The sequence below is a fragment of the Salinibacterium sp. PAMC 21357 genome, from assembly GCF_000247645.1.
In the GTDB taxonomy this organism is placed as follows: domain Bacteria; phylum Actinomycetota; class Actinomycetes; order Actinomycetales; family Microbacteriaceae; genus Rhodoglobus.
In genome coordinates, this window is sequence record NZ_AHWA01000002.1 from 70291 (window position 1) to 90282 (window position 19992).

The 19992-nt window shown below is 59.6% G+C and carries 24 protein-coding genes and 1 pseudogene; 20 read left to right on the plus strand and 5 right to left on the minus strand.

From position 1 onward, the window contains the following. Window positions 1–57: 57 nt before the first annotated feature. From ON14_RS00355 to ON14_RS00365, 3 genes are all read left to right on the plus strand, one after another. Window positions 58–645: a hypothetical protein gene (locus ON14_RS00355; RefSeq protein ID WP_010202166.1), complete on the plus strand. Its 588-nt coding sequence runs from the start codon at window positions 58–60 to the stop codon at window positions 643–645. A 62-nt stretch (window positions 646–707) separates the two neighbouring features. After that, complete coding sequence (locus ON14_RS00360; RefSeq protein WP_237719636.1) at window positions 708–1043, plus strand: BlaI/MecI/CopY family transcriptional regulator; 336 nt, start codon at window positions 708–710, stop codon at window positions 1041–1043. Continuing rightward, complete coding sequence (locus ON14_RS00365) at window positions 1040–2041, plus strand: M56 family metallopeptidase (protein ID WP_010202169.1); 1002 nt, start codon at window positions 1040–1042, stop codon at window positions 2039–2041. The genes ON14_RS00360 and ON14_RS00365 overlap by 4 nt, the downstream gene beginning before the upstream one ends. 64 nt (window positions 2042–2105) lie before the next feature. On the opposite strand, the gene ON14_RS00370 is transcribed toward ON14_RS00365, so the two are convergent. Continuing rightward, window positions 2106–2420 (minus strand): DUF898 family protein, encoded by a 315-nt coding sequence (locus tag ON14_RS00370; protein ID WP_010202178.1) that lies wholly within the window; start codon window positions 2418–2420, stop codon window positions 2106–2108. 173 nt (window positions 2421–2593) lie between these two features. Here ON14_RS00370 and ON14_RS00375 point away from each other — a divergent pair, with 173 nt between their 5' ends. The 3 genes from ON14_RS00375 to ON14_RS00385 are packed head-to-tail and all read left to right on the plus strand — an operon-like array spanning window position 2594 to window position 4060. After that, window positions 2594–2794 (plus strand): hypothetical protein, encoded by a 201-nt coding sequence (locus ON14_RS00375; protein ID WP_010202179.1) that lies wholly within the window; start codon window positions 2594–2596, stop codon window positions 2792–2794. Window positions 2795–2843: 49 nt separating this feature from the next. Next, complete coding sequence (locus ON14_RS00380; protein WP_010202180.1) at window positions 2844–3107, plus strand: hypothetical protein; 264 nt, start codon at window positions 2844–2846, stop codon at window positions 3105–3107. 2 nt (window positions 3108–3109) lie between these two features. Then, entirely contained in the window at window positions 3110–4060 is a 951-nt protein-coding gene (locus tag ON14_RS00385; RefSeq protein ID WP_010202182.1) for a hypothetical protein, read from the plus strand. Between the two features lie 29 nt (window positions 4061–4089). On the opposite strand, the gene ON14_RS00390 is transcribed toward ON14_RS00385, so the two are convergent. The 4 genes from ON14_RS00390 to ON14_RS00405 all read right to left on the minus strand — a co-directional run bounded on the left by ON14_RS00390 (window position 4090) and on the right by ON14_RS00405 (window position 7694). Beyond that, a complete protein-coding gene (locus tag ON14_RS00390) occupies window positions 4090–4815 on the minus strand; it encodes a tyrosine-protein phosphatase (RefSeq protein WP_039741564.1) in 726 nt (241 codons plus the stop codon). Between the two features lie 85 nt (window positions 4816–4900). Next, complete coding sequence (locus ON14_RS00395) at window positions 4901–5824, minus strand: MetQ/NlpA family ABC transporter substrate-binding protein (protein WP_010202185.1); 924 nt, start codon at window positions 5822–5824, stop codon at window positions 4901–4903. Beyond that, a complete protein-coding gene (locus tag ON14_RS00400) occupies window positions 5821–6636 on the minus strand; it encodes a methionine ABC transporter permease (RefSeq protein WP_010202187.1) in 816 nt (271 codons plus the stop codon). Before ON14_RS00400 ends, ON14_RS00395 begins: the two co-directional genes overlap by 4 nt. Beyond that, window positions 6633–7694 carry a methionine ABC transporter ATP-binding protein gene (locus ON14_RS00405; RefSeq protein WP_010202193.1) on the minus strand — a complete coding sequence of 354 codons (1062 nt, stop codon included), beginning with the start codon at window positions 7692–7694 and terminating at the stop codon, window positions 6633–6635. Before ON14_RS00405 ends, ON14_RS00400 begins: the two co-directional genes overlap by 4 nt. Window positions 7695–7811: 117 nt before the next feature. On the opposite strand from ON14_RS00405, the gene ON14_RS16270 reads away from it, so the two are divergent. The 14 genes and pseudogenes from ON14_RS16270 to ON14_RS00460 all read left to right on the plus strand — a co-directional run bounded on the left by ON14_RS16270 (window position 7812) and on the right by ON14_RS00460 (window position 19951). After that, window positions 7812–7940, plus strand: a complete 129-nt coding sequence (locus ON14_RS16270) for a hypothetical protein (protein ID WP_272943372.1) — start codon at window positions 7812–7814, stop codon at window positions 7938–7940. Window positions 7941–8192: 252 nt separating this feature from the next. Next, a complete protein-coding gene (locus ON14_RS00410; protein ID WP_010202194.1) occupies window positions 8193–9227 on the plus strand; it encodes a zinc-dependent alcohol dehydrogenase family protein in 1035 nt (344 codons plus the stop codon). After that, the gene (locus tag ON14_RS00415; protein WP_010202196.1) at window positions 9224–9895 is read left to right on the plus strand and encodes a DUF2291 family protein; all 672 of its coding nucleotides are present in this window, start codon (window positions 9224–9226) and stop codon (window positions 9893–9895) included. Before ON14_RS00410 ends, ON14_RS00415 begins: the two co-directional genes overlap by 4 nt. Then, entirely contained in the window at window positions 9892–11415 is a 1524-nt protein-coding gene (locus tag ON14_RS00420) for a sugar ABC transporter ATP-binding protein (RefSeq protein WP_010202207.1), read from the plus strand. Before ON14_RS00415 ends, ON14_RS00420 begins: the two co-directional genes overlap by 4 nt. A 22-nt stretch (window positions 11416–11437) precedes the next feature. Then, window positions 11438–12559, plus strand: coding sequence for an ABC transporter permease (locus ON14_RS00425; RefSeq protein WP_010202208.1), 1122 nt, complete (start codon window positions 11438–11440; stop codon window positions 12557–12559). Window positions 12560–12639: 80 nt separating this feature from the next. Further along, on the plus strand, window positions 12640–13623 hold the full coding sequence (locus tag ON14_RS00430) for a D-ribose ABC transporter substrate-binding protein (protein ID WP_141629897.1): 984 nt from the start codon (window positions 12640–12642) through the stop codon (window positions 13621–13623). 122 nt (window positions 13624–13745) lie between these two features. Next, a pseudogene (locus ON14_RS16350) lies at window positions 13746–14671 on the plus strand (dihydroxyacetone kinase subunit DhaK); the annotation flags it as partial. Window positions 14672–14956: 285 nt separating this feature from the next. Next, on the plus strand, window positions 14957–15484 hold the full coding sequence (locus ON14_RS16355) for a DAK2 domain-containing protein (protein WP_337459748.1): 528 nt from the start codon (window positions 14957–14959) through the stop codon (window positions 15482–15484). A gap of 10 nt (window positions 15485–15494) precedes the next feature. Further along, window positions 15495–15968, plus strand: a complete 474-nt coding sequence (locus tag ON14_RS00440; RefSeq protein WP_010202210.1) for a ribose-5-phosphate isomerase — start codon at window positions 15495–15497, stop codon at window positions 15966–15968. Beyond that, the gene (locus ON14_RS00445) at window positions 15961–16725 is read left to right on the plus strand and encodes a triose-phosphate isomerase family protein (protein ID WP_010202212.1); all 765 of its coding nucleotides are present in this window, start codon (window positions 15961–15963) and stop codon (window positions 16723–16725) included. The genes ON14_RS00440 and ON14_RS00445 overlap by 8 nt, the downstream gene beginning before the upstream one ends. A 29-nt stretch (window positions 16726–16754) precedes the next feature. Next, window positions 16755–17561 carry a DeoR/GlpR family DNA-binding transcription regulator gene (locus ON14_RS00450; protein ID WP_272943376.1) on the plus strand — a complete coding sequence of 269 codons (807 nt, stop codon included), beginning with the start codon at window positions 16755–16757 and terminating at the stop codon, window positions 17559–17561. A 197-nt stretch (window positions 17562–17758) separates the two neighbouring features. Further along, entirely contained in the window at window positions 17759–18814 is a 1056-nt protein-coding gene (locus ON14_RS00455; protein WP_010202215.1) for an FHA domain-containing protein, read from the plus strand. Window positions 18815–18833: 19 nt separating this feature from the next. Then, a complete protein-coding gene (locus tag ON14_RS16275; RefSeq protein WP_272943373.1) occupies window positions 18834–19115 on the plus strand; it encodes a protein kinase in 282 nt (93 codons plus the stop codon). Then, window positions 19112–19951, plus strand: a complete 840-nt coding sequence (locus ON14_RS00460; protein WP_272943374.1) for a protein kinase domain-containing protein — start codon at window positions 19112–19114, stop codon at window positions 19949–19951. The genes ON14_RS16275 and ON14_RS00460 overlap by 4 nt, the downstream gene beginning before the upstream one ends. Window positions 19952–19992: the final 41 nt, after the last annotated feature.

Below are 19992 nucleotides of genomic sequence, written 5' to 3' on the forward strand. Positions count from 1 at the left end.
AACTATCCAACATAGTCGACTATGCGGGATAGTAAAGAATCAGGCATAGTGGTGAGTATGAATTTCGCCCAGCGTTGGCTTGTCGCTTCCCAGGAGTCCCTTGCGTTCGCCGGGCAGGCGCTCCGGGTGTGGACACCGCGGCAGATTTTCGCCGCGGTTCTCGCAACGATTGTGGTTGGCGTCGTTATCGGCATCGCGACAGTACTCATCCCCAACAGCCTCTTCACCCGCGAGATTCCGCCGGTATGGTGGAATTACCCCGTGTGGATCGTCACTTCTGTGATGTCGGGCATCCTTATGGCCACCTATGTTCGCCCGTACGGCCGAGCGGCGAGCGCCGACGTAGGCACAGCGGATACTGAAGAGCCGGTGGTGCTGCCAGCCTCAGCCGACCGCGAAGAACGCCGCACCGGACGCTTCGCCCTCACCGGCGGAATGCTCGCCTGGTTCGCCGTTGGATGCCCGGTCTGCAACAAGATCGCCCTGCTCGCCCTCGGCTACACGGGCGCACTGACCTGGTTTGCTCCGCTCCAGCCATTTCTGGCGGGAGCCGCACTCATTCTTACTGCTGTGGCAATGGTGTGGCGACTGCGCGGTCAGGTTGCCTGCCCGGTCACTATCCCTCGCGAAGTGGTCGCCGTATGAGTGACGAACAGAGCTCCGAACCACGCTCCGAACCACAGTGCCGGCCGCTACCTTTGGGCAGTTTGGAACAGCACGTGATGGATGCGCTGTGGGATGGCGGGCCGCTGAGCATCCGCGACGTCATCACGCGTCTCGGCGAAAAGCACGCCTATACAACCATTGCCACGGTTCTGGGAAACCTTGACCGCAAGGAGCTTGTGGTCTCCGAACGCGAAGGTCGAGCCGTGAAATATGCTGCCCGTTGTACGCGTGAACAACACACGGCGCGCCTGATGGAGGTCGCCCTCGACACCAGTCGCGATCGTGCCACGGCGATTCTGCACTTTGTCGATTCGATCGCCCCGAACGACCTCAAACTCCTTCGTGACTACCTCGCCCAGCAGGACAAACTCGCGTGACCGCATTCCTCTTGCCCGTTCTCCTCGCCACAGCACTCGCGGCGACCATGCTGGCCGGACCGAAGCTCGTGCAGGCAGCAGCTCCCGCCCTCATGCGGGCACCCCGCGCAGCGATCGCGCTGCTGCTCGGCGCCGTCGCGCTCTGGCTAATGGCCGCGGCCGCATTGAGCCTCATGCTGGCGTGGATGTTCACCGGCCCCGCCATTCTGCCGGAGGCCGTCGCTGGAATCTGTCAACGCTGTATCGCTGCGGCCACACCCTTCCCCTCGACTGGCGTAGTCGCCACCGTCATTCCCTCGGCAATTCTCATCTTCCTACCTGCTCTCGCTCTGGCTGCACTCGTTGCTGTCGCCGTCGTTCGCGGGCTGCATCGCGGGCGAACAACAGCAGCAACCGCGCGTGACATTGCGGCGCGGGCGCAGCCTGCACGCCTCCAGGGGCACCGGGTTCTGGTTATTCGAGACCAGGATCCGACCGCGTTCTCCCTTCCGCAACACCGCGGCGGAATCGTGATCTCCGACAGCCTGATTGCAGCACTCCGCACCGAAGAACTCGTGGCGGTTCTTGCCCACGAACACGAGCACGTGCGTGCACATCACCACCTCATCCATGCCGCTCTCGATGTGGTGGTTGCGCCCCTACGCTGGTTACCGCTCATGGCGGCTGTGATCAATGCAGTGCCGCACTACCTTGAAATCGCAGCGGATGACGCGGCTCGCCGCACGGTAGGAACACCAGCGCTAGCGAGCGCATTGGTCAAGCTGGGGGAGCCGCCAGCCGGCATCACCGCTCAGCCGGATCGCTACACCGTCGGCACTCTCCTCCACGCCGCAGGCCCCAATCGCATCGGCCACCTGATTACACCGCCATCGATTCGTACGGCCGTCGCCCCCATTGCCGCTCTTGGTGTTCTGGCGATCACTTGTGCCGTGGCAACAACGGCGGTCCACGGCCCGTACCTTTACGTCATTGCTGCGGGCTGCCATTTCCCGCTCTGATGCAGAGCACGGCAGCAATCTGGTCGCGCCTTGACGTAAGAATCGATCGGGCCGCCGCTGCCGATTAGAGGGAGACGCTGGTGTGCTCCCACTTCCACTTGGCGATTCGGGGTGCGACCCAGAAGCCGTAGATGCCGAGAGTGATCACGATGAGAAAGAACCATTTGATCCAGAGACCGAAGAGCCCTAATCCGGTGCCCGTAAAGATCAACGGCTGACCGTCGATGAAGGAGTGCTTCGCACGCCAACGTTCGGTGAGCACCAAGCTGAACGGGTAGCAGATTCCTAACGTAAAGAATGTGATGAGACCACCGAGAAGTGCGGTGCCGAAGTAGGTGCCAGCCCCTCCGTCGAAGGTAAAGCTGCCGTTACGTGCCATGGAAATCCCTAATATCAGGTGCGTGATTATCTGTGTGCTTCCTGAACGTAACATCGAGCGTTTGGGGGCGCCCACCAAATCATGACCCCAGTGCGAGGAGGGTGCTCCCGACGATGATCCCATCACCATCACCTCGGTCGAAGCTACCGACCCTCTCGGGGTAACGCTCGTCAGTGAAATCGACAAACCTGTCGACCGGTTCGCTTGAGGGACTGATGTTTCACTACACCGTGCTCGGCCGAGAGTATCTGGCCCGAAGGCATCAGCCTGAAGTTGCGCAGGGTGCCCTTCCCAGTGAGAATGCCGTGACCTCGACGGCAACTCTTCCTACGCCGTTGGCTCTCGATTATCGTGGCATTACAGTGGGCGGCTAACGAACACGATGGTTGCCCGATTCCTCAACGCGAGCGAAAAGGACAAATCATGTCTGATATCAACAGCCCCGCAGCCGCCGAAAATGGCTCCGGTCCTGACGCCCACAACATCCAAGACTGGACCGATCTTGGTAAAGAAATGTGGTCGTATCTCACCGGTCGAAGCGCCGTTATCGATTACAACTTCATCGACATGACCGTCGAAGTTCCCCGTGACGTTGGCCAAGATGCTCCGCGCGCGACGTGGAAACTCAATGGCACCCTCAGGGTGACCACCAGCGAGGGATCCGGCTCCGAACCGCTCGCTCCGTAACGATGAGTACCACAACGCGACTCGACATTGAGCTGTCGTTCTCGCTCATCGAACCATTACTCGACGGTGCGGATGCCGCGTCGCCGGGTTACGCGAATTCCGGAGCATCAACCTTCGAGACCGAAAAGATGACGGGCACCATCACCGCCAGCGGCCAAGACATCGAAGTTTTCTCCAGCAATCCCGAGCTCTTCGTGCAGGCGCGAACGGTGAAGCTCAAAGACGTGCGCATCGCCGCTAAAGCCTTGGCTGAGCGCGGACTCACCATCTCGCTCTCAGGACCTCTGGGACTAATCGGCCGCGTCGGTGCGATTAAGCCGTCGGTCGCGCAGCGGGTGCTCACAGGTTCGCCCCACATTGCGCTTGGCAGTCGTAACGCTCTGGCCCCGTTGCTACGACGCCGCGAGGCTGCGGCGTCGACTTCCACCGAAATGCGCTTTCCGCCCGGCACGCTGTTTCCGCTGGTGCCGACGTTTGACCGTCTCATCCGCCGCAAAATCACCACGACGCATTACACGGCTGGCGCGGGACGACCTCGATTGTTTTTTGTTGTGGGGTCAGAGAACTGGAACGGTGAAATGCCGCGCGAGTGTGAACTGCGGTCGGATGTCACCACTATTGGGTCATCCTCCGCAGCAGACCTGCAGCTTCCCGGTCTCGAACCGATCCACGCCGAAATTCGTCACGATGACGAAGACGAGTACGTACTCCACGCCATTGGCCCCGTCGGAGGGGGATCGCGTCCTCTCGCAGGCCAAGAGGAAGGTTCCCGCACCCTGCGTACGGGAGCGCGGATGGAGATGGGCCCGTGGCGAATAGGGTTCTTCCGCGAAGAATACGCCGACCATGGTCGCCCTCATGGCGGTCGAATGGGAGGCGAAATGGGTCACCAGAAACCGCAACTCGGTCGGCGCCACACGGAGACGCGGCCCGCCGTGCCGCCGATCGAATAGAGGCATCTAGGAAGAGCTGCGGCTGTGAGTTACTGCTCGATGAGCATTCTGCGCAACCTCGAACGAGTCGCAATCGAGACCCCGAGCAGGTCGAAGATTTCGTGAGCGCGCTCGGCGGTGTCGTGAACGATAGGGAGCTTGTCGAGCATCCACTCGTCAACCTCAGCGGGGGACCGGACTTCTTCTGGCTCGGTCCCTGGGGCGATCTGCTCGATGGTGGCCATAGCGTGCACGGAAGCGGCATAGTCTGCAGCAACAGCGGCAGGAGTGACACCGGCATTACCGAGGAGTAGGGCGCTGATCATCCCAGTGCGATCTCGCCCCGCACTGCAATGCACCAACGTTCCCGGTTGCGAAGACGCGATTGCTTCGAGGGTGCCGAGCACAAATTGGGGTTGCAGCCGCCAATTGTGGGCCCAGTATTCGGGGGAGTCGAGGATGGGGGTGCAGACCTCCATGAACTCGGGGTCATTCTGATCTTCGGTCGGCGCATTGACGATCGCGATGCCAGCAAACACTTCATCAGGAATGACATGGTCGCCCTCGCCCGGGCCTACCTCATACGCGCAGCGGAGATCAATCACGGATGCCAAGCCCCAGGCGCGAGCATCTTTCCAGCCTGATTCGGTCAGGCGTTCTCGACGCGGCCCGCGGGCAACTCGACCTGACGCTGTCACCCCGGTGCTCGACAATTCGGTGGGAAGCCCGCCCAGGTCTCGAGCATTGATATAGCCATCCCACGTCAGTGTTGTCATTTCCTCAGCATACGGAGGGGCCGAGATTTCGACCAGAGCAGGGTCACGGGTCACGGCAAATTCGGATGTTTGCGCGCATCCACCGTTAGCGGGCTTTGAGTGGGAGAAGGATGTCTTTGACCGAAGGATCGTTCGCTAGGAATTCCTGCACCGCTGGATCATTGAATGCAGCCACCAAATTCTTCACATTCTCTGTGTCGGCGTAGTCGGTTCCGATTGTGAGTTGCCCTGCGAAGTCATCCGGGGTTGCGGGGGCAAAGATTTGCTTTGACAGCGGGATATTCGCCGCCAAATAGTATTCGGTGTATCCCACAGCCGCATCGAGATCGGGCAGTGCGCGCGACTGCGCTGCAAAATCGAGCAATACAAACTGCAGATTTTTGGGGTTCGTCGCAATGTCATCCTGAGTCGCCCGCGACTCGTCGACGCCCTCTTGGAGGGTGATGAGACCAGCCTGCTCAAGCACCCATAGTCCCTGAGATTCATTGGCGGGATCAGAGTAGAGGGAAATCGTGGCGCCATCGGGGATGTCGTCAACGTCGGCGTACTTCTCGGAATAGAGCCCAAAGCCCCAACGAAACACGGGAACTGCTGCCGTCAGCGCAAAGTCGGGGTTCGATTCAAGAACCTGGCCGAGCCAGAGCTTGTGCTGGTAGATGGTGCCGGCAACTTCGCCCTCGCTCACCGCACGATTGATGGTGTTGCTGTCAGAGAGTCCCTTGAAGTCGATCGTGATGCCATATTTTGGGGCAACATTCTCGGCCACAAAATTGACGAGAGCCTGTTCGGCCGCATTACCTTCGGCGGTAGCGACCAGAAGTGTCGCTCCGGGGATCTCATTGGCAGACTTCGCAGGGTTCAATAACGGAACTCCCACCGCCGCTGTCACGCCGAGAGCAACAACGGCGATGCCGGCGATCCAGGGCCACTGTCGTTTGCGCTTCAGCTCGAAACCATGCACCGGTTCGTCGTGTGAAGCTGTGGGTGGGGTGGCGGTGTCGTTACTCATGATCGGGTGCTCCTTGTGGGGGTTTTGGATGAGGTTGTGGCAGATTCGCTTGAGGCAGCGGGGGATGGCAGGAAATGATGCCGGGGGTTTGCGCCGCGCGGACGACGTCGCGCCGATTCTGTCGAGTGAGGGGTCGTAAAGCGCACAAGTCGGTCGCCGACTAACTGCACGGTGGCGACGAGGACGATGAGCACGATGATGGTGGCGAGCATCACGCCGTGATCAAAACGGGCGTAGCCGTAGGTCACCGCGACATAGCCAATGCCGCCAGCACCGATCGTTCCGGCAATAGCGGAGTATTCGATCATGGCAATCGTGTTAATCGTGAGCCCGCCGATAATCGACGGCACTGCCTCGCTCAGCTGCGCGGTGCGGATGATCTGAAATGGTGACGCTCCCGAACTGCGCGCAACCCGAGTGAGCTCAGGGGGAACGCTCCGAAGCGAGTTTTCGACAATGCGCGTGAAGAACGCAATGCCGGCGATAGACATCGGAACGACCGCGGCCGGAATGCCGATGTTGGTTCCCGTTACAAAACGCGTGAATGGGACTATCGCGGCCATCAAAATGAGAAACGGCAGCGACCGGCCGATGCTGATTACCCAACTGAGTACTGTGTGGGTGGCCCGGTTCTCAAACAGGCCGCCAGGAGCAAGATTGTGGATGAAACTCCCGAGCGGAATCCCCACAAGCACCACAATCGCCATCACGACGCCGACCATGGTCAGGGTGTCCCCGAGGGCGGGAAGCAGGAGAGCCGGGATTTCCTCTATCGGCACGTTGATTGTGAACACTATTGCTGGCGTGTTCATGCGTCGACCGACTCTCGAATCTGTGGCGGAGTAGCCGAAGCACCAGCGGCGGTGGTAGCAGTGCCGGAGCTGGAGCTGTCGTTGGCCCGCGCGGCGTCGAGGCCGAGAATCCGTAGCTCAGCGTCGACGAGGTCATGATGGGCCGTGGCGACGGCAATCGTCGCGTGGCCCGTGGTGGTTCCCCTCAACGTTTCAATGGATGCCCCCAAGAGCGAGACGGTTGTGTCGAGGCGTTCGGCGAGTAGCCCTGCCCAATCGGAGGGAACCGGATCTGATCCATACGTCACCGCCCAGACGGTCGCGCCTTCCGGGGCTGGCTGATGAGAACGACGTGGTTGCAGAGCGCGACCCAACTTCGAGGAAGGGTCGGCAAGTAAGTCGAGCACCTTCCCCGATTCGACGATGCGACCGTGATCGAGGCGCGAGACAGAATCTGCGATCTGCAGCACGGTGTCCATCTCGTGGGTGATGAACAGAATCGACAGGTCGAGGTCGTCACGGAGTTCCTTCAACAGCTCAACGATTGACACTGTTGCTTCGGGATCAAGACCCGAAGTCGCCTCATCCGACAGCAGCACGGTGGGGCGGAGTGCAAGTGCTCGGGCGATTCCCACTCGCTGACGCTGGCCACCCGATAACTGATGCGGGTAGTGCTTGGCCTTATCGGCAAGTCCGACCCGGTCGAGCAGTTCGTTTACTCGCCGACGGGACTCGGCTGCGGTGACCCCGAGGTATTCGAGCGGGAGCGCAACGTTCGCCGCCGCGGTGCGCCGGCTGAAAAGACCATCCGATTGAAAGATCGTGCCGATACGGCGACGGGCAACTCGCAACTCTCGTTCGCTCAGCTCAGAGAGGGACTCACCGTTGACAATGACTGAACCGGATGTCGGGCGCTCCAACAGGGTGACGCACTGTGCCAGCGTGCTTTTGCCGGCACCGCTTGGCCCAACAACGGCAGAAATTTCTCGTGTCTCGACGTTCAAATCAAGGCCATCGAGCACGACAGCGCGCTCGAAGCCGTGACCAAATTCTTTGCGGAGTTTGTCGACTCGAATCATGGGAAACGCCTCCGGTGTGATCTTTGTGCTGCGATCTTTGTGGAAAGGGATTCCGCAAACATAGAGGTGAATTCGACCGGGGGAGACGTTGATTACCGACTGTGACTGACTGTGTCAGTGTGTGTCTCAGCACCCGACAATGCTGGGGCGAATGCGGCGCAACATCTGGCAACAATCGAGTCGTCGCTGAATGCTGTCTCCGACGTGAGCAGTGTCGAGATCGACGGACCTCCCGGTGGACTCTGAGTTCGCCGCTCTGGTGTGAACTGGCGTGCTCGGAGCCGAAATGCAGAGCAAACGCCTAGCCCTGCTGCGCATTGCCAGTGTCATTTTCGCTGTCATCTTGACACTGTTCTTAACGCCAACTATGTTGTTTGTAACGTGTTCATGTTAGATGAATGCGCGAATGCCACACGAAATATTCTCTTTCGTGGAAACTCATAACCTCCCAATGACGCGAAGTGATTGCGCCGAGGGAAACGTAAAACGGGAGCAACGATGCGCGCAGTAGTTTTCACTTCTCAAGGTGAGCTCGCTCTAGAAGAGCGGCCAAGACCTACCCCCGGCTACAAAGAAATTTTGATTAAGACCGCCGCGGTGGGCATTTGCGGAACCGACACCCACGTGTTCGATGGGGAATTCGAAGGCACCGTCTTTCCACTGGTTCCCGGCCATGAAGCCACCGGCACGATTGTTGCGCTCGGCGAAGCTGTCAACGACAAAGTCTTTGACTTCGAGGTCGGCGACAACGTCGCCATCAACCCCAGCACGACCTGCGGTGAATGCGAATTCTGCATCAACGGCCACCAGAACCTTTGTCGTTTCTGGAACGGACTCGGTGTTGTCGCCTCAGACGGAGCCTCGCAGGAATACTTCGTTGCACCAGCTAGCAACGTCTACAAACTCAAACCCGAAACAGACATCTTTGAGGCCGCACTCATCGAGCCTCTCGCCTGCGCGATCCGCGGGTGGGATGTTCTGCCTCGCCGTCTCGGCGACCACGTCCTGGTGTACGGTGCCGGAACCATGGGGCTCCTCATGGCGCAACTAGCCACCCGCACCGGTGCGGCATCCGTCACCATCATCGACTTGAACGAAGACCGTCTTGGTGTCGCCGAAGAGTGCGGAATCGACCTGCGCTACACCTCGGCCAACGACGCCGACCGCGAGAAGTGGGATGTCGTCATTGACTGCACCGGCAATCTTCGTGCGATCGAAGATGGGCTCACCCGGGTGAAGCCGGCCGGTTTCTTCCAGGACTTCGGCGTTGCGCCAGCAGATGGCACCGCAAAGTTCTCGCCGTTCCGCATCTACCGCGATGAGATCTCCATTGTCGGAACCATGGCCGTGCTCAACTCCTTCGGCCGTGCTGTCGAAATGTTCGAAGCCGGAGCGGTGAACGCCACCGCAATGATCAGTCACTCGTTCACTCTTGATGACTACCAACAAGCGCTCGACCTGTTCCGTGCGGGCACCGGTCGGAAGCTTCAGATTCGCCCCAACGATGCTCAGTCCAAGGTCCTGATCCCGTGAGCGCCCCCACTGCACCAGCAACGGATGTGAAGTCAGCGCGGAGCCCACTCTCCAAGGCAAGCAAACGGTATATCGGAATAGGCGCCATTGTCGTTGTACTCATTGCGATGGTTCTGGGCACCAAGATCGTGCCTGCCGACGACCCGCTCGCCCAAGGAACTCAAAAGTTCGACGCGGCAAGCTACGGGGGAGAGACCTTCCCCGGAGTGCAATCTGCTATCGCCGATCAAGCAACTGATGCTGAGACCCTCGCCGCCGCTATCGCCGAAGACCCTGCAGCAGCAGCCGAAGAATACGCTGTACAAAGCTCGGGTGGCGCTGTCTACAGCACGACCTTTACTGGCGTCGTCGGCGAAGGGAAATCAGGGATTTATGAGGTTGCCGTCGAGGGTATCCCCGGCAACCTCCTGATTCGCATCCAGACCGGACCAGCGATCAACGGCACCGAACTTCGCGACGCGACCGGCGAAATCGAATTCGGCCAGTTCGTCAACCAGATCGACTACCAAAATGCGGCCGCCGCGCTTAACGAAGAACTCAAGGCGCAAGTACTTGCAGACGTAGACACGACGAACCTCACCGGCGCTACCGTCGAGATCACCGGCGCCTTTACTCTGATCAACCCCAGTTCTTGGTTGGTCACTCCGGTCGAAATGACGATCCAGTGACTGGCGGGCTCGACGAGGTCGTGCTCGAAGCGCGAGACATCGTGAAACAGTACGGCGGAACTCACGCACTCAAAGGGGTGAACTTCGAAATTCGGGCCGGCACTGTCACGACCCTTTTCGGGGAAAACGGTGCCGGAAAATCGACGCTCATGAAGATTCTGTCTGGAGTCGAGCAGCCGACTTCGGGAGACATCGTTCTCGATGGTGAGCCAGTGGTGTTTACTTCCACAACGGATGCTCGCGACCGGGGAATCTCAATTATTCACCAGGAGCTCAGTCTGGCGCCAAACCTCTCGGTGCGCGACAACATCTTTATGGGTCGAGAAATCAGAGGGCCCTTCGGCGTGGACTATGCCGAGGAAACTCGCCAAACTCGTGTGCTCTTGGAAGAGATGCAGTTTCGAATCGAGCCAGAAACTCTAGTATCTGACCTCAGAGTCGGGCAGCAACAGATCATCGAGATCGCTCGTGCCCTTTCGGTTAACTCCAGAATTCTCATCATGGACGAACCGACCTCGGCGCTAGCAGCGGCCGAAGTCGAAATCTTGTTTACGATCATCCACGATCTCACCGCTCGCGGTGTTGCAATCGTCTACATCTCTCATCACCTTGAGGAAGCGCTGGAAGTTACCGACCACGCCGTTGTCCTACGCGACGGTGCAATGACCGCCAAGGACGAGCGCGCAAACATCGATCTTGAGTGGATCGTGCGCAATATGGTTGGTGAAAATTTTGACCTCGGTTCGCCACCAAGCGGGTACGAATTCGGCGAGACAGTGTTGAGCGTTCAAGGGTTACGCGTTCTGGATCGGGAAAATGCCGAACGTGTTGTCGTCAACGACCTCGACCTTAGTGTTCGTGCCGGCGAGATCGTCTGTCTTTACGGGCTGATGGGTGCCGGGCGAACCGAACTGCTCGAAGCGATTGCTGGCCGTGAACCAGTCGAAAGCGGAACGATCGAGTTGGATGGTCGACCACTGGCTAGAGAGTCGATAGCCGAGCGAATCGCGCTCGGCGTTGGCCTCGTGCCTGAAGACCGTCAGCGTGATGGGCTCGTACAAACTTTCGATGTCGGATCTAACCTCACGCTCGCCAGTCTGCGCGACTCCGTCGTCAAAGGACTCATCTCACCTCGAGTTGAGAAGAGCCGATCCGAGCACCTCATTCGCACCGTGACGGTCAAGACTCCCGGGCCAGAACTCCCCATCGGCTCGCTGTCGGGCGGTAACCAGCAGAAAGTGGTCATTGGAAAAGTGGTTGCCACTGAGCCACGAGTGATGCTGCTCGACGAGCCCAGCCGCGGAATCGACATCGGAGCCAAAGCCGAAGTGTTTAATCTGCTTGCAGATCGAGCCCGCGAGGGCCTCGCGGTGGTTTATTCCACCTCAGAGGTTGGCGAGTGCCTCAGTATTGCCCATCGCATCATTGTGCTCCGCCGCGGACAAATCTCCGCCGAGTTCGGCCCCGATGCAACCAAAGAGATGATCATGGCCGCCTCAGGCGAAGCCGTGGCCGCGTAGCGCACCCCAGGACGGATCGACAATGACGACGACAATTATGACCATTACGGAGAACAAGAAGAAGTTCTCCATCACCAAACTACTGATTGAGGGCCGAGCGTTCCTCGCGCTGATTCTCATCATCATCGTTTTCTCGATGCTCTCGCCGAACTATCTGACCACGGGAAACGTGCTGATCATGGCATCGCACGTGGCGATCTACGCGATCCTGGGCATGGGAATGCTGCTTGTAGTGCTGAACGGTGGGATCGACCTCTCGGTCGGATCTACGCTCGGATTCTCCGCAGTAATCGCGGGCTTCTTAATGCAAGGCGTGCCGCTCACAATCTTTGGCGTCGTTCTTTACCCCAGCGTGCCGGTCGTGGTGATTATCTCGTGTGGTGTCGGTGCCGCCATCGGATTTGTCAACGGCTTCCTCATCTCTCGATTCAACGTCGCACCCTTCGTCGCCACGCTGGGCATGCTCTACGTTGTCCGCGGATTCGCTCTGCTGATGACCAACGGTCTCACCATCAACAAGTTGTCTGGCGATTCAGAACTCGGGAACACCGGGTTCGCGTGGCTCGGGTTCAACCGCATCTTCAACATCCCCATCGGCGTGCTCATCATGGGCATCATCGCGATCGTGCTCGGCCTCATTCTTAGCCGTTCAGTGTTCGGACGCTGGCTCTACGCCTCCGGTGGAAACGAACGAGCGGCAGAACTCTCCGGTGTCCCTGTTCGTGGAGTCAAAATTTGGGTCTATGTTGTCTCAGGAATTTGCGCGTCTATCGCAGGACTCATCCTCGCTTCGACGCTAACAAGCGCCAGCCCCACCGCGGGAAACACCTACGAACTCACCGCCATCGCGGCCGTGGTTATCGGCGGGGCCTCGCTCATGGGCGGCCGCGGCAGTGTCAAGGGCACTCTTCTCGGGGCCTTCGTTATCGGATTCCTCTCCGACGGTCTCGTAATCGTCGGTGTTTCGGCCTACTGGCAGATGGTATTCATCGGTGCCGTCATTGTCATCGCCGTTCTCTTGAACAGCCTGCAATATGGCCGCCGCCGGCGTCCGGCCAAGGCCAAGAGTGCGACTGCAACTCCATCCACGACACCACCCGCAACGTCGAGTCAGAACCTGCCGACCCCCGTCGGCAAGGACTGATTCGCCGTGCAGCGCGCGATTCTCTGTGCTGCACAACTCAAAGAACCACCAAGGGAAAAACAACAGAAAGGACGCATCTCATGATGCGCAAGAAGGCAATCACCGCCCTCATCACCGTGGGCGCAGTCGTATTGACGATCGCAGGATGCTCTGCGGCGGAACCTGACTCTTCCGATACGGCTGGCGGAGAAAGCGGCGGTCTGATTACGATCATTGTCAACGACCCCGCCAACCCCTATTGGAAGACGGAAGGGGACGTCGCAAAAGCCGCAGCAGAGGAGCTCGGCTATGAGGCAACCGTGGGAGCCCACAAGGGTGACACCAACACGGAAAACACCCTGATCGACACCGCAATTTCGAACAAGTCAGTCGCGATCATCCTCGACCCGGCCAACGCCGACGGGTCAGTGGCTGCCGTACAAAAGGCTGATGCTGCCGGGATCCCCGTGTTCCTGGTGAACGCAGAGATCAACGAGACGGGGCTTGCGAAGGCGCAACTCGTTTCGAACAACGCCCAGGGAGCCGCTATCGGCGCCCAAGAATGGGTCGCCCAAATGGGTGAAGTCGGCGACTATGTCGAACTATTCGGTGCACCTTCCGATAACAACGCTCAGACACGATCCAACGGATTCACCACGGTTATCGGCCAGTACCCCGACCTCGTTCAGGCAGGCAGCGAAGTAGCGGACTGGGACCGCACCAAAGGCCACGACAAGATGCAATCTTTGCTCCAGTCGAACCCTGCACTCACCGGCGTGATCTCGGGAAACGATGAGATGGCGCTCGGTGCAATCGCTGCCCTCAAAGAAGCAGGGAAGCTTGACGGCGTTATCGTCGGAGGCTTCGACGGATCACCCGACGCAGTCGATGCAGTGGCTGCAGGCGAACTCGCCTACACCGTGCTGCAGCCGGTAGCAGTCTTTGCGAAGGAAGCGGTGATGTTGGCCGACAAGTTCATCAAGACGGGCGAGGCTCCTGAGACCGAGAAGCAGTCGTTCGACTGCATCCTCATCACCGTCGACAACGTCGACAAGATGACGGAGCCGTTCACCTACGGCGGCTAGTCCTACCGCACTGTCGGTCATCCTTCGGGTGACCAGGTGGGGCGGATGAGCGTTCACACGAGCATCCGCCCCACCATCGCGTAACCCATCCACACCATCCACTTTGAGTCACGAGAGACACCATGAGCTACGTTCTGAATGATCCGGCAGATTTCGCCGATGAGTCCGCGGCCGGATTCGTTGCCGCCCATAGAACCCTCGTGCGCCGTGTGACTGGGGGAGTCGCACGAGCAACGGCGAGACCACCCGGAGAGGTCGCCGTTGTTATAGGCGGCGGCTCGGGTCACTACCCCGCTTTTGCCGGGCTGGTCGGTGCTGGCCTTGCCCATGCCGCAGCTATGGGCAACGTGTTCGCGTCCCCGAGCGCACAACAAATCTACGCGGTCGCCAAATCTGTGGCGACTGAGGCTGGAGTCCTCTTTAGCTACGGCAACTATGCCGGTGACGTCCTGAACTTTGATCAGGCAGAGAGGCGACTCAACGACGAAGGAATCCCTTGCCGCACAGTACGGGTGACGGATGACGTCTACAGCGCGTCTCCCGCAGAGCACACCAAACGTCGGGGTATCGCCGGAGACCTCGCAGTCTTTCGGGCGGCAGCCTGGGCAGCGAACAAGGCTTGAGTCTTGACGCGGTCTTTGAATTTACGACTCACGCAAACGCGCGAGTTCGATCGCTCGGCGTGGCATTCTCCGGCTGCACGCTCCCCGGTGCGAGTGAACCGCTCTTCACCGTTCCGGCAGGCCACATGGCCGTCGGTATGGGAATTCATGGTGAACCAGGTATCGAAACTGTGGCGCTACCCACCGCCAATGAGATCGCCGCACGACTCGTCGCTGGGCTGCTCAAAGAACTTCCAAGCGACGTTACCGCGGCAGGGGCCCGCGCGGCAGTGATAGTCAATGGCCTCGGGTCTGTTAAATCCGAAGAACTGTTCATAATTTATGCCGGAGTCGAGAAACTTCTCACCGAGGCGGGCATCACTGTGATCGAGCCTGAGGTCGGCGAGTACGCCACGAGTTTCGAAATGGCTGGTGTCTCGTTGACGTTGTTCTGGCTCGACGAGGATCTCGAAGCAGCATGGTCGTCACCCAGCTATACGCCCGCCTACCGCAAAGGCGTCGTCGCGCCCGCTAATGCAACCTTCGCTCCTGTAGAGGAATCGATCAACAGCGAGCTCTCGGAACCGATTCCGACGGCCTCCGCTGAGTCCGCCGCAACTGCACCGATTGCTCAAGCAGTGATCGCCGCTATCCGAGACATGATCGAGCGCGACGCCGACGAGCTTGGCCGCTTAGATGCAATCGCCGGCGACGGAGACCACGGCATCGGCATGCAGCGGGGGACTCGAGCAGCCTCTGCCGCAGCAGATGCGGCTATCGCGGGCGGTGCCGGCACCGGAACGGTATTGATACTCGCCGGGGATGCCTGGGCAGATAAAGCGGGCGGTACCTCTGGTGCGCTCTGGGGCGCTGCGCTTCGGGCTGCTGGCGAGCGAATCGGCGACGACAACGCTCCCTCCGCATCCGACATTGCAGATTCAGTGAGCGCAGCCTGCGCCTCCATCCAGAGCTATGGAAAAGCCGAAGTCGGCGACAAAACAATGGTGGACGCACTCGTGCCATTCGCAGAAACACTTGCCTCGCAAGTCGCAGCCGGAGAGTCGCTTGCTGCAGCGTGGATCGTAGCGGCGCGTGAATCGACGCGAGCCGCCGTCGCCACCAGCAACTTGCTCCCTCGAATGGGACGCGCTCGCCCGCACATGGAAAAAAGCCTCGGAACTCCCGACCCCGGCGCGATCTCTCTTGCTCGAGCGGTGACCGTCGCTGGACACGTGCTCGCAACAACCACTACAAACTAAGGACAGCATTATGGCCCCCACATGGCGTGTAGTCGTCGGATCTGACGAAGCAGGATTCCAGTACAAAGAAGCGCTAAAGGCCGATCTTGAGAATGATCCGCGAGTTTCAGAAGTAATCGATGTCGGCGTTGACGCCGAAGGCTCCACCGCATACCCGGCGGTCGCTATTGCCGCAGCAGAGAAAGTACGAGACGGGGGCGCCGACCGCGCGCTTTTGGTCTGCGGAACAGGTCTGGGTGTTGCCATCGCGGCCAACAAAGTGCCCGGTATCCGTGCTGTCACGGCACACGACAGCTTCAGTGTCGAGCGAAGTGTGCTCAGCAACAACGCCCAAATTTTGACCTTTGGTCAACGCGTCGTTGGCTTAGAACTCGCGCGAAGACTTGCCAAAGAGTGGTTGGGGTACGAATTCGATTCGTTTTCCGCCTCGGCAGACAAGGTCGCAGAAATCGAAAGATACGAGAGCACTGGATCCTGTGGCTGATCATCGAACGCCCATAACTTTAGGAGCAAGTCTCAAGCTCTATCTCGATGTGGACGCCAGCGTCGAATGGGCCGCAGCGCTCAGAGAGACGGCACAAGAGCATCCGTCCGTGATTTCAGGGGATGTGCGCCTTTTCGTGCTTCCCTCGTTTCCCGCCCTCAGCGCCGTCATTGATGTTCTTGCTGGCTCGCCGATCGCGGTCGGAGCGCAGGACCTTTTCTGGGAAGATCGTGGCGCCTATACGGGAGGTGTAAGTGGAGCGGATCTTGCCCGTCTCGGCTGCACATATGTAGAAGTTGGTCATGTTGAACGGCGCCGCGTCTTCAATGAGGATGAGCTCACGATTCGACTCAAGTTCGCCGCGGCCTTGCGCAACGGGCTAACTCCGGTGTTGTGCGTCGGCGAGACAGCCCAGATCGATGCCGAGACTGCAGCAGAACTGTGTATTGCCCAGCTTGATTCAGCCATGTCGAATTCGACTGGATTGCGTGACCTTGTCGTGGCCTACGAGCCTGAGTGGGCAATCGGGCAAGCCGAGCCAGCACCATCGGCGCATGTAGTGGCCGTTATCGAAAAATTGCGGCAACACGTCGACGGGCTTGGATTGGCCGATGCCGCGGTAATCTATGGTGGCAGCGCGAAGCCCGGCCTGCTGCGCACCCTCGGGGGCGGAGTAGACGGGCTCTTTCTGGGCAGGTTTGCCCACGATCCGGCAGCGTTTGCGAGCATTATCGATGAGGCAGCGGGGCTGCGGTAGTGAAAACCAGGAGGCTTTAAATGGCGAGCATGTCTTCAAACTTGCCCTCACGAGCTGGCCGACAGCATTCGCGACAACTGGCGATAAGCGAGGTTGTTATGGCAGAAGGTTCAGTGCGGATCGAACAGCTCGCTGAGCAATTCGGTATCAGCGCAATGACCATTCACCGTGACCTTGACGAGCTCGAGGACCAAGGGCTGTTGCGCAAGAGCAGAGGTGTAGCCACTGCGACATCCACTGCCCTCGTCGAATCGAGCGACGCCTATCGTGTTGGCCGTCAGCACGCCGAGAAAGAAGCAATGGCACTTGCGGCGATGGAATACATCGAGCCGAACCAGGCAATCATGCTCGATGATTCGACTTCTGTGTTGCACCTCGTTCCCCATCTGAGCACGAAGGGGCCGCTCAAAGTCATTACTAATACGCTCACGATCATGAACGAACTCCGCGGTACGCGGGGCATCGAGATGATCGGCCTCGGCGGAGAGTACTTCAACTGGTGCAGCGCCTTTATGGGCCGGATGACCGTTCGCGAAATCGCTGAGCTGCGTGCTGACCTTTTTGTGATGTCCACCTCGGCCATCGTTGACGACATTTGTTTTCACCAGACGTTAGAGACTGTTGATGTCAAACGCGCAATGTTTGAGGCTGCCAGCGTGAGGGTGCTCCTCGCTGACTCGACCAAGTTTGAGAAGCGAGCACTGCATGCCATGCTCCCGCTCTCTGATTTCGACGTCGTTATCGTGGATGCCGATATCGATATGCGTCACGTCAACAGGTTGCGAGAAAAGGGTGTCAACGTGCAGGTAGCGCGGCGCCCCTCCGCGGTTCGGTGACCGGGACACGATTGGGCATCCCGGCCACGGAGGCTCTACTCGTGGCTATCTCCCGCTTCGAAGGGCTCGACGTTCACGGCACCTCGATTGAACGCGCTGGTGAACTAGTAACGGCTGTTGCCTGTCCTCCGCTTTGGGGGTAACCGATGACGGAAATTGTGGCACGGGCCAGTACCGAAACCCCATAATATAGAGGGATGTTCAGCTATTCCCTCGCGCCGCAAGGCACCCCCGGATTCGCTGCCATTACCGACAGATTCGTCGCCCTTGTCGCTGGCGTCGACATCTCGGCCGCTTCTGAGCTGTACGAATTTATGGCTGGCCCCGATGCCACCATCGACGACCTTCTTGATGCCGTTTCGGCACGCAACATTCCTACTTTTGCCATCGTTGAGTTGCTCACTGCGAGCCCCGTTGCTGTGGCGATCGCCGCAAGCGGAAGCGCTCGAGTCGACATTGACGGTGCAGCGTCAACCACAATCGCTGGCCCTCCCGGGGCCACGTGGGTTATTGGCAAGGCCCGCGAGATTAGGTCCATTGTCATGTCGCTCGGCGGCGAACCAGGATCACCGGCGCGGCTGCCGATCGCCCGCGGCGTTGTACCCGCTGATTCGATTCTGATTGACGAATCTCACGCGTCAGCGCCGATCCGCAAGGCTCCGGCACACCCCGCCACTATGCCGATCGTGCTGCCCCAGCTGAGTACACCTTCTGAGCCGACACCGCAAAGGTCGGCACGCAGCGCAGAGTCACCGGCCGCAGAGTCGCTGGCTGCGCCCTCGCTGGCCACACCCGCACCTGCCGCGCCGGACGCATCCTCAGACGCATCCTCCGCCCCATCGTCAAGTGACCTCCTCGTAATCGAACTTCCGGACGGCAACCGGCTCGACCCGCGAACCCCAGTGCTCGTGGGGCGACGCCCGTGGAACAACGCCACCGAAGATGCCTCCCGCTTTCACGTCACAGCAGAATCACCCGAACGGCAGATCTCGGCACGCCATCTACTGCTGACCGCAACAGAGGGTCAGGTCATCGCTCAAGACTTCAACTCCACCAACGGAACCGTCGTCATCCGTTTCGGCCGCCCGCCGTGGCTCCTCCACGAAGGAAGCACGACCGTGCTGCTTGCGGGGGACACGCTCGATCTTGGCGAAAGCTACCGGGTCAGTATCGTTCGCTCGAGTGCCGCAACAGAACTCAGCTCGCGCACCGCAATGCTCATGAACTCGCTCAACAACCCGAAGGACATCTAAGTTGGCGCGACGCTCACCAATGCTGCCGCCAGTGCTCGCGGGGTTCACTTATGTGCGCCCTCTGGGATCTGGCGGATTCGCCGACGTGTTCCTGTACGAACAAGACATGCCGCGTCGCGTCGTCGCCGTCAAAGTGCTGCTCGCCGACGCCATTAACTCCGAAGTGCGACGTCTTTTCAATGCCGAAGCGGATGTCATGGCTCGCCTCAGCTCTCACCCGTCAGTGCTCACAATCTTTCAGCCAGCATCTCGTCAGATGGCCGCCCCTACCTCGCAACCGAGTATTGCGCCGACTCAATGAGTGCCCGCTACAAAGAGGCTCCATTGTCGTTAGCGTCGGTTCTCGATACCAGCGTACGGATGGCGGCGGCGCTAGAAACTGCACACCGCTCCGGGCTGCTGCATCGCGATATCAAGCCCTCGAACATCCTCATTACTACGCTCGGCACTCCCGTTCTTGCCGACTTTGGAATCGCGATGTCGCTGGGTGGCGTCGAAGACACCGACAGCCTCATTGCGATGAGCGTTCCCTGGTCGAGCCCAGAAGCATTGCAAGAATCGACAACCGGAACCGTTGCTAGCGAAGTGTGGAGCCTCGGAGCAACGATCTACACGCTCCTCGCCGGTCACAGCCCGTTCGCCACCACCGACCGCGCAAAAGATTCTCACGACCAATTGCGAGCTCGCATCTACAAAGCGGCCTACACTCCGCTGGGCCGAACCGACGTTCCCATGGCCTTCGAACAGTTTCTCGCGCGCACCATGTCTCGCGACCCCGCGAAGCGGCCCATAAGCATGCTTGCGTTTGCCGAAGAGGTTCGCTGGATGCAGTACGAGCTTGGGCTGCCTCCCACCACGATCGAGGTTGCTGCCGCCGAGTGGGCTGCTGCAGCCCCCGTCTCGTTCGCCGATAACGCTCCCCGCGGACCAGTACTCACCACCGTTAACAAGAATTCGCGACGGGCAACCCGCGCGCAGAAAATTTCACCGCAAGCAGCGCGACGCGGTGAAGTGCCAGCCGCTCCGGCATCCGCAACGTCGCCCATGCGCGCCGCCATAATCGGCGGCGTTATTGGCGCTACCGGACTTCTGCTGGTTGGCGCTCTCGTGCTGTGGCTCACCGGGGTGATCGGCTAAGTGTCCTCAACTTCATCCGCACCACGCGTTGCGTGGTGGCG

Coding starts and splice junctions, on each gene's coding strand:
- ON14_RS00460 (WP_272943374.1), top strand. CDS start 19,112: ATGAGTGCCCGCTACAAAGAGGCTCCATTGTCGTTAGCGTCGGTTCTC.
- ON14_RS00370 (WP_010202178.1), bottom strand. CDS start 2,420: ATGGCACGTAACGGCAGCTTTACCTTCGACGGAGGGGCTGGCACCTAC.
- ON14_RS00440 (WP_010202210.1), top strand. CDS start 15,495: ATGGCCCCCACATGGCGTGTAGTCGTCGGATCTGACGAAGCAGGATTC.
- ON14_RS00410 (WP_010202194.1), top strand. CDS start 8,193: ATGCGCGCAGTAGTTTTCACTTCTCAAGGTGAGCTCGCTCTAGAAGAG.
- ON14_RS00425 (WP_010202208.1), top strand. CDS start 11,438: ATGACGACGACAATTATGACCATTACGGAGAACAAGAAGAAGTTCTCC.
- ON14_RS00355 (WP_010202166.1), top strand. CDS start 58: ATGAATTTCGCCCAGCGTTGGCTTGTCGCTTCCCAGGAGTCCCTTGCG.
- ON14_RS16355 (WP_337459748.1), top strand. CDS start 14,957: ATGCAGCGGGGGACTCGAGCAGCCTCTGCCGCAGCAGATGCGGCTATC.
- ON14_RS00380 (WP_010202180.1), top strand. CDS start 2,844: ATGTCTGATATCAACAGCCCCGCAGCCGCCGAAAATGGCTCCGGTCCT.
- ON14_RS00395 (WP_010202185.1), bottom strand. CDS start 5,824: ATGAGTAACGACACCGCCACCCCACCCACAGCTTCACACGACGAACCG.
- ON14_RS00390 (WP_039741564.1), bottom strand. CDS start 4,815: ATGACAACACTGACGTGGGATGGCTATATCAATGCTCGAGACCTGGGC.
- ON14_RS00450 (WP_272943376.1), top strand. CDS start 16,755: ATGTCTTCAAACTTGCCCTCACGAGCTGGCCGACAGCATTCGCGACAA.
- ON14_RS00455 (WP_010202215.1), top strand. CDS start 17,759: ATGTTCAGCTATTCCCTCGCGCCGCAAGGCACCCCCGGATTCGCTGCC.
- ON14_RS00430 (WP_141629897.1), top strand. CDS start 12,640: ATGATGCGCAAGAAGGCAATCACCGCCCTCATCACCGTGGGCGCAGTC.
- ON14_RS00405 (WP_010202193.1), bottom strand. CDS start 7,694: ATGATTCGAGTCGACAAACTCCGCAAAGAATTTGGTCACGGCTTCGAG.
- ON14_RS16275 (WP_272943373.1), top strand. CDS start 18,834: ATGCTGCCGCCAGTGCTCGCGGGGTTCACTTATGTGCGCCCTCTGGGA.
- ON14_RS00400 (WP_010202187.1), bottom strand. CDS start 6,636: ATGAACACGCCAGCAATAGTGTTCACAATCAACGTGCCGATAGAGGAA.
- ON14_RS00385 (WP_010202182.1), top strand. CDS start 3,110: ATGAGTACCACAACGCGACTCGACATTGAGCTGTCGTTCTCGCTCATC.